6 protein-coding genes are annotated in these 6236 nt (G+C 72.9%); 4 read left to right on the top strand and 2 right to left on the bottom strand.

Annotation, left to right across the window (positions count from 1 at the left end; all coding sequences use genetic code 11):
* Window positions 1–630: 630 nt before the first annotated feature.
* Entirely contained in the window at window positions 631–1269 is a 639-nt protein-coding gene (locus IF43_RS0123690; protein WP_030204127.1) for a hypothetical protein, read from the bottom strand.
* Window positions 1270–1476: 207 nt separating this feature from the next.
* On the opposite strand from IF43_RS0123690, the gene purN reads away from it, so the two are divergent.
* A complete protein-coding gene (gene purN, locus IF43_RS0123685; protein WP_030204126.1) occupies window positions 1477–2091 on the top strand; it encodes a phosphoribosylglycinamide formyltransferase in 615 nt (204 codons plus the stop codon).
* A complete protein-coding gene (gene purH / locus IF43_RS0123680; protein ID WP_030204125.1) occupies window positions 2088–3653 on the top strand; it encodes a bifunctional phosphoribosylaminoimidazolecarboxamide formyltransferase/IMP cyclohydrolase in 1566 nt (521 codons plus the stop codon). Before purN ends, purH begins: the two co-directional genes overlap by 4 nt.
* An 89-nt stretch (window positions 3654–3742) precedes the next feature.
* Here purH and IF43_RS0123675 read toward each other — a convergent pair whose 3' ends face one another.
* Window positions 3743–4480, bottom strand: coding sequence for an RDD family protein (locus IF43_RS0123675; RefSeq protein ID WP_030204124.1), 738 nt, complete (start codon window positions 4478–4480; stop codon window positions 3743–3745).
* 279 nt (window positions 4481–4759) lie between these two features.
* On the opposite strand from IF43_RS0123675, the gene IF43_RS0123670 reads away from it, so the two are divergent.
* Both IF43_RS0123670 and IF43_RS0123665 read left to right on the top strand, forming a co-directional pair.
* Window positions 4760–5701, top strand: a complete 942-nt coding sequence (locus IF43_RS0123670) for a bifunctional methylenetetrahydrofolate dehydrogenase/methenyltetrahydrofolate cyclohydrolase (RefSeq protein WP_234332507.1) — start codon at window positions 4760–4762, stop codon at window positions 5699–5701.
* The gene (locus tag IF43_RS0123665; protein WP_030204122.1) at window positions 5691–6209 is read left to right on the top strand and encodes a DUF3017 domain-containing protein; all 519 of its coding nucleotides are present in this window, start codon (window positions 5691–5693) and stop codon (window positions 6207–6209) included. The genes IF43_RS0123670 and IF43_RS0123665 overlap by 11 nt, the downstream gene beginning before the upstream one ends.
* Window positions 6210–6236 lie beyond the last annotated feature (27 nt).

Below are 6236 nucleotides of genomic sequence, written 5' to 3'. Positions count from 1 at the left end.
AGCGTGGACTTGGGGTCCGCCTGCCGAGGGTTTCCGGGCCGGGTCGGGGCGTCAAGGGCGCCCTTCGGGCGTCGCCTGCGGCGATTCCGCTGCGCTCCACCCTTGACCCCCCGCCCCGGCCCGGAAATGCAAAACCTCGGCGGACAGGCCCAGAAAGACGCCCGGGACGATCGTGAAGACTCCGGTCCGTTGAGTCCCTCGACCCGGGTCAGCGCCTCAGATCGCTACGCCCCTCCGGTTCGGGTGGCGGGTGCGGGTTGGTGGGGGCTGGGCATACGCCGCCCACGATCGCTACGCCCCACCGGTTCGGGTGGCGGGTGCGGGTTGGTGGGGGCTGGGCATACGCCGCCCACGATCGCTACGCCCCACCGGACGGCCCCGCGGCTGCCGGCCCGGCGGGGGCTGGACATACACCGCCCACGATCGCTGCGCCCCACCGGCCCCGCGGCTTCCGGCCCGCGGGGGCAGGGCATGGGCCGTCCGGGGTCGTTGCGCTCCACCGGGCGGTTCGGCGGCCGGCGGCGCGGTGGGGCTGGGCGTGGGCCGCAGGGTGATCGCAGTGCCCCTCCGGCCGGGATGGCGGGGGCCGGGTGGGTTGCGTGCGGGATCGGCCCGCGGGCCGGACTTCTTCTACGGCTTGACGCCCATGAGGTCGCGCAGCGGCGGGGGGAGGAGGTCGTTGCACTTGAGGGCGGCGGACTTCGTCAGGGCGTCGTCGCGGCAGACGTAGAAGTCCTTGTACGCGATCTGCATGGCGTAGGTGCTGGCCGTGAGGATCAGGGCCAGGGCTGCCGTGAGGAGGCCGGCGACCGCGGGGGTGGTCTGGGGGCGCGTGGGCGGGGTCGGGGCGCCCGGGGCCGGTGGGGTGGGCTTGGCGCGGAGGGCGCTGAAGCCCCAGTACATCGCGAGGGAGCCGAGGAGGAGGCCCATCGCGGGGACGTGGAACAGGGTGAAGAAGAAGGCCCACATGCCCGAGAGGAGGGCGTACCGGGCGCGGCGCTGGACCGGGTCCGTGGGGTCCCAGCGGGGGCTCGGCTGCTGCGGGGGCTGGCCGGGGCCGAAGGGGCCCGTCGGGCCCGTCGGGCCGGTGGGGCCGGTCGGGTCCGTGGGGCCGGCGTCGGAGTGGCGGGGGCGCCACGGCTGGTCCGGGCGGCCCTCCGGGGGTGCGGCGAAGGGGTTGTCGTCGGGCGCAGGCGCGGTGGGGCCCTCCGGCGCCTCGCCGGAGTCGGGGGCGGAGGGCTGGGCGGAGGGCTGCTTCGGGTCCGGCATCGGGTGCGTTTCTTCCCCTTGGGTGCTGCGCTGACACTGCGACGTGTACGCCCGACGCTACCGCCCGGCCATGCCCCCGTCCCTCGGGGGTTGTCCGGTGTGCCGGTATCGTTGCGTGCGGTCGGTCGCTTCGTATGGTTCCCCGTATATCGGGGGCGCGGAGTTTCGTACGATCGCATAAGACGCACCCGCGAGAAAGGGCCTCACATGGCCGCCTCCCGCCTGGTCGTGCTGGTTTCTGGCTCCGGCACCAACCTCCAGGCCCTGCTCGATGCCATCGCGGCGGATCCGGAGGGCTACGGCGCCGAGATCGTGGCCGTCGGGGCGGACCGCCCCGGCATCGCCGGTCTCGAGCGCGCCGAGCGGGCCGGGATCCCCACCTTCGTGTGTGCGGTCAAGGACCACGCCTCGCGGGAGGAGTGGGATGCGGCGCTGGCCGCCGCGACCGCGCAGTACGAGCCCGACCTCGTCGTCTCCGCCGGGTTCATGAAGATCGTGGGGAAGGAGTTCCTCGCGGCCTTCGGCGGGCGGTTCGTCAACACGCACCCCGCCCTGCTGCCCGCCTTCCCCGGTGCGCACGGTGTGCGGGACGCGCTGGCGTACGGGGTGCGGGTGACGGGCTGCACCGTCCACTTCGTGGACGACGGCGTGGACACCGGACCGATCATCGCCCAGGGTGTGGTCGAGGTCCGGGACGAGGACGACGAAGCCGCGCTGCATGAGCGCATCAAGGAAGTCGAGCGCACCCTGCTCGTCGATGTCGTGGGGCGTCTGGCCCGCAACGGCTACCGCATCGAGGGACGAAAGGTAACGATCCAGTGACCGCCGAAGGTACGAAGCGGCCCATCCGCCGCGCTCTGGTCAGCGTGTACGACAAGACCGGGCTGGAGGAGCTGGCCCAGGGGCTGCACGAGGCGGGCGTCACGCTGGTGTCGACGGGGTCGACCGCGTCGAAGATTGCCGCCGCGGGCGTGCCCGTCACCAAGGTGGAGGAGCTGACCGGCTTCCCCGAGTGCCTGGACGGCCGCGTGAAGACGCTGCACCCGCGGGTGCACGCCGGGATCCTCGCCGACCTGCGGCTGGAGAGCCACCGGGCGCAGCTCGGTGAGCTGGGCGTGGAGCCCTTCGACCTCGTCGTCGTGAACCTGTACCCGTTCCGGGAGACCGTCGCCTCCGGCGCGTCGGAGGACGAGTGCGTCGAGCAGATCGACATCGGCGGGCCGTCGATGGTGCGGGCCGCCGCGAAGAACCACCCGTCGGTGGCCGTGGTGGTCAGCCCCGAGCGGTACGGCGACGTGCTCGAGGCCGTGAAGGCCGGCGGGTTCGAGCTGGGTGCGCGCAAGCGTCTGGCGGCCGAGGCGTTCCAGCACACCGCGGCGTACGACGTCGCGGTGGCCTCCTGGTTCACGAACGCCTACGCCCCGGAGGAGGGCGCGGTGCTGCCCGAGTTCCTCGCGGGTGCGTGGGAGCGGAAGGCGACCCTGCGCTACGGCGAGAACCCGCACCAGGCGGCGGCCCTCTACTCGGACGGGCAGCCGGGCGGGCTCGCGAACGCCGAGCAGCTGCACGGCAAGGAGATGTCCTTCAACAACTACGTGGACACGGAGGCCGCGCGGCGGGCCGCCTACGACCACGACGAGCCGTGCGTGGCGATCATCAAGCACGCCAACCCGTGCGGCATCGCGGTGGGTGCGGACGTGGCCGAGGCGCACCGCAAGGCGCACGCCTGCGACCCGCTGTCCGCGTTCGGCGGCGTCATCGCCGTCAACCGGCCCGTGACGGTGGAGCTGGCCGAGCAGGTCGCGGAGATCTTCACCGAGGTCATCGCCGCCCCCGGGTACGAGCCGGGCGCGGTGGAGGTGCTCGCCAAGAAGAAGAACATCCGCGTGCTGAAGGTGGACGGCGACGCCCGTCCGGTCGGCGACCTGCGGCCCGTGTCGGGCGGCGTGCTGCTGCAGCAGGGCGACGTCTTCCAGGCCGAGGGCGACGACCCGGCGAACTGGACGCTGGCCACGGGCGAGGCCCTGTCGGAGGGCGAGCTGGCGGAGCTGGCGTTCGCGTGGAGGGCCTGCCGGGCCGTCAAGTCCAACGCGATCCTGCTCGCCAAGGACGGCGGCTCGGTCGGCGTCGGCATGGGCCAGGTCAACCGGGTGGACTCGGCGAAGCTCGCGGTCGAGCGGGCCGGTGCGGAGCGCGCGCAGGGCTCGTACGCGGCCTCGGACGCCTTCTTCCCGTTCCCGGACGGGCTGGAGATCCTGACGGCGGCCGGCATCAAGGCCGTGGTCCAGCCGGGTGGCTCGGTGCGGGACGAGCAGGTCGTCGAGGCGGCGAAGAAGGCCGGCGTGACCATGTACTTCACGGGGACCCGGCACTTCTTCCACTGATCCCCGCTTCCGGACCCGGCCGTGCGCCGGGTTCGCAGACGGCGAAGGCCGCCGCCCGCTGGTGCGGGTGGCGGCCTTCGCCGTCGGTGTTACTTGACCTTGACGACCAGGGTGCCGGCGGCACGGTCGTGCCAGCCCTGCAGCTTGCCCGAGTTGTCGAAGAAGGGGGAGAGGTAGACCAGGACGGCACCGATGTAGCAGAGGAAGGCGCCGACGATCGGGATGATCCAGCGGATGAAGCCGCCGCCCAGGCCCGGGTTCTGACCGGTGTTCTCCTTGACGACCTTCAGGCCCAGGGCCATCTTGCCGACGGTGGCACCGAGCAGGGAGATCATCAGCCACTCGTAGAGCAGCGTGACCAGGAAGAACAGCAGCATGACGCCCAGGAAGGTCATGATGATGCCGCCGGCCGCCTCGTTGGCGTCGTTCACGCAGTCGGCGTACTCCTGGCTGCCGAACTGCATGCCGGAGCAGTCGTCGATGGACTTCGAGGCGCCGAAGACGCCCGCGAGGCCGATCGCGCTGAAGATGAAGTAGAGGATGCCGATGGCCACGCCGTCGATCAGACGGGCGCCGAGGCGGCGGCCCATCGTCGCGACCTGGACGGTGCCGAGGCCGGCCACGTTGATGTAGCCGTTGTTCGCCTGAAGGGTGCCGGGGGCCTGCGGAGGCACGCCACCGTACGGCGGCTGGCCCGGCGCCGGGTAGCCGTAGCCACCCTGCGGCGGGACGCCCTGCGGGGCCTGCTGCGGGTAGCCGTAGCCGGGCTGGCCCTGCGGCTGCTGGGGCTGCTGCCCGTACGGGTTGTTCGGGTCGCCGAAGCTCATGTCGGGGTGTTCCTCCGTATGGAAGTGCGGGGACGCGCGACCGCGCACGGAGGAACCTGCGAACTGAGCGGTCGGCCCCCCCGGCACTGCCCGCGGCACTACTATCCGGCCATCGTGGTGGGCCCGGCTCGCTCTTGTCCAGTCGGTTGCACGTCGGTTGCGGGCTCGTTGTGCACCTGCAACCTCATGTGCGGTCGTTCGGGTCGACGGTGCGACGTGTTCGAACTCCGGGCGCGGACGGAAGTGGAACCGGGCACCCCGATCCGCGAGGATGGGGCCATGACCGCCCAGATTCTCGACGGCAAGGCCACCGCAGCCGCCGTCAAGTCCGAACTGGCCGCCCGCGTGGCGGCGCTCAAGGAGCGGGGCGTCACGCCCGGCCTGGGAACCCTGCTGGTCGGCGACGACCCCGGCAGCCGCTGGTACGTCAACGGCAAGCACCGGGACTGCGCCGAGGTCGGCATCGCCTCGATCCAGCGCGAACTGCCCGGCACCGCCACGCAGGAGGACATCGAGGCGGTCGTCCGCGAGCTCAACGAGGACCCCGCGTGCACGGGTTACATCGTGCAACTCCCGCTCCCCAAGGGCATCGACACCAACCGCGTCCTGGAGCTGATGGATCCGGCCAAGGACGCGGACGGCCTGCACCCCACCAACCTCGGCCGGCTCGTCCTCAACGAGCCCGGCCCGCTGCCGTGCACCCCGTACGGCATCGTCCACCTGCTGCGCCACCACGGCGTGGAGCTGGACGGCGCGCACGTCACGGTCGTCGGGCGCGGTGTGACGGTGGGGCGCTCGATCGGCCTGCTGCTGACGCGCAGGTCGGAGAACGCGACCGTGACCCTGTGCCACACGGGCACCCGCGACCTGTCCGCGCAGCTGCGCCGGGCGGACGTCGTCGTGGCCGCCGCGGGCGTGCCGCACCTGGTCAAGCCGGAGGACGTCAAGCCCGGCGCGGCGGTCCTCGACGTCGGCGTGAGCCGCGACGAGAACGGCAAGATCGTGGGCGACGTCCACCCGGGTGTGGCGGAGGTGGCCGGCTGGCTGTCCCCGAACCCGGGCGGCGTGGGCCCGATGACCCGGGCGCAGCTGCTGGTCAACGTGGTGGAGGCGGCCGAGCGGGCCGCGGACGCCGGCGGGGCCGTACGGGCCGCCGGCGACGCGGTGGTGGCCGAGCGGGCGGCGGAGGAGCGGGCCGAGGCGGAGCCCGGTGTCGGCTGAGCGCACGGCCGGGGCGCCGGTCGACGCCTCGCGGGAGGATGCGGACGGCTCCGGGGTCGATAATGCGTTCGTGAACGGTTCTCCGAACGGTTCCCCGCAGGGGTCGGAAGACCCGGCGCAGCCCGCCTCGCGGCGGTTCCCACGGGTCACGCGGGACACCGCCCGGCCCGAGGGCGGCGGCCGGGCCGCCCCCGGGGACGCCCCCGCGCCGGCCCGGCAGTGGCCGATGCTCGCCGTGCTCTCGGCCACCGCGGCCGGGCTGCTGCTCACCGCGCTCGACTACTTCCGGGCGGGCTGCCTGGTGATCGGCGTGGCGCTGGTCGTGGCGGCCGTGCTGCGGCGGGTCGTGCCCTCGGTCGGCATGCTGGCGGTGCGCTCCCGGTTCACGGACATGGTCACGTACGGGCTCCTGGGCGTGGCGATCATCCTGCTGGCGCTCGTCGTGGAGCCCCATCCGCTGCTGAAGGTGCCCTTCCTGGAGGACGCCGTGCGGTTCACGGTTCGCTGACCGGAACGACCGTCGGATCTTCTGATC

The organism is Streptomyces sp. NRRL S-87 (genome assembly GCF_000719335.1).
GTDB lineage: Bacteria > Actinomycetota > Actinomycetes > Streptomycetales > Streptomycetaceae > Streptomyces.
This window is presented reverse-complemented; position numbering and strand designations above follow the sequence as displayed.